2 protein-coding genes are annotated in these 1,755 nt (G+C 40.1%); one reads left to right on the top strand and one right to left on the bottom strand.

Annotated features, from left to right (window positions below):
* Positions 1-329 (top strand): YegP family protein (locus UC75_RS19035; RefSeq protein WP_128825316.1); only part of this gene is annotated, 329 nt, incomplete at its 5' end.
* A 54-nt stretch (positions 330-383) separates the two neighbouring features.
* Here the strand turns inward: UC75_RS19035 and proS are convergent.
* On the bottom strand, positions 384-1,755 hold a 1,372-nt coding region (proS, locus tag UC75_RS15315), incomplete at its 5' end, for a proline--tRNA ligase (RefSeq protein WP_228137419.1).

Genomic DNA, 1,755 nt, shown 5'->3' with positions numbered 1-1,755 from the left:
ACGAAATTTCACTAGCGAGTGATGGACAATACCGCTTTATTTTAAAGGCAGGAAATGGTGAACCTATTCTAAATAGTGAGCTATATAAGGCTAAAGCTTCTGCGGTAAATGGTATTGAATCAATTCAGAAAAATAGTGGTGATGACGCACGATATGAGCGTTTAACTGCAAAGAATGGGAAACCTTATTTCAATTTAAAAGCTGCAAATCATCAAATTATTGGCACAAGTCAATTCTATGCGAGCGAAGCTTCACGTGATAAAGGAATTGAGTCTGTTAAAACCAATGGTTCATCGACAACTATTAAAGACTTAACGGTTCAGGCATAAAAATTGAGTTAAAAAAAGCAGCTTCTAAAAGCTGCTTTTTTATTTGTCTATTTATTAACGCGCTAACTTAGCTAAAAGTTCTTCTTTCGTTAAATTGCTCGCTTCAGCATCGCGACGGCCTTTATATTCAAAAGTACCAGCATCAAGACCTTTTTCACCAATCACAATACGGTGTGGAATACCCATCAATTCAAGGTCAGAGAACTTAACGCCCGGACGTTCGTTACGGTCGTCAAGCAACACATCAAAACCTTGAGCTTGAAGTTCTGCATAAAGTGCTTCTGCTGCTTCAAGAGTGCGTAGTGATTTGTGCGCATTCATCGGAACAATTGCAATTTCAAAAGGTGCAATGGCTTGTGGCCACATAATACCTTTGTCATCGTAGTTTTGTTCAATTGCAGCTGCAACAACACGAGTTACGCCAATACCGTAGCATCCCATGGTTACTGTAAATGGTTTACCATCTTCACCTAGAACTTTACAGCCTAAAGCTTCAGAGTATTTAGTACCAAGCTGGAAAATATGACCTACTTCAATACCGCGTTTAATTTGTAGTGTGCCTTTACCGTCTGGAGATGGATCACCTTCAACGACATTACGCAAATCAAAAACTTCAGTAATTTGCGCATCACGTTCCCAGTTTACGCCCACAGCATGTTTATCAGCTTCATTTGCACCAGCAATGAAATCTGAAAGAACAGATGCAGCGCGGTCAACAATTACAGTTAAGCCTTTTTCGACTAAACCTTGTGGACCTGTAAAGCCAGCAGTTAAACCAAATGCTTGAAGTTGAGCTTCAGTTGCAAAAGTAAGAGGTGCAGCCACTAAAGGATGCTTCTCAGCTTTAATCTCATTCAGTTCGTGGTCACCGCGTACAAATAGAGCAACAACAGGAACATTACCTTTTTCGTCAGCAACACCTTGAACCAATAAAGCTTTAACCGATTGCTTTGGATCAGCATTTAAGAACTGACATACATCATCAATCGTTTTTTGGTTTGGTGTTTCAACCAATTTAAATTCTTGTGTCGGTGCTGCACGTTCACCCACTAAAACAGCCTCAGCCATTTCAACGTTTGCTGCATAATCAGATTCAGTTGAAAATGCGATGTCATCTTCACCACTAGCAGCCAATACGTGGAATTCGTGTGAAGCTGAACCACCAATAGAACCTGTGTCGGCTTGTACTGGACGGAAATCTAAACCTAAACGAGTGAAAATACGGCTATAGGTGTCGTACATCACGTCATAAGTTTCTTGTAACGACTCTTGAGTTGCATGGAAAGAATAAGCATCTTTCATGATGAACTCACGTGAACGCATTACACCAAAACGTGGACGAATTTCATCACGGAATTTGGTTTGAATTTGATAGAAATTTACAGGAAGCTGCTTATAACTTTTAAGTTCGTTACGCGCCATATCT

Origin of the sequence: Acinetobacter sp. V2 (assembly GCF_001188385.1) — a bacterium.
In the GTDB taxonomy this organism is placed as follows: Bacteria; Pseudomonadota; Gammaproteobacteria; order Pseudomonadales; family Moraxellaceae; genus Acinetobacter; species Acinetobacter oleivorans.
The sequence above is the reverse complement of the archived record's forward strand: the minus strand, read 5'-3'. Positions and strand labels throughout refer to the sequence as shown.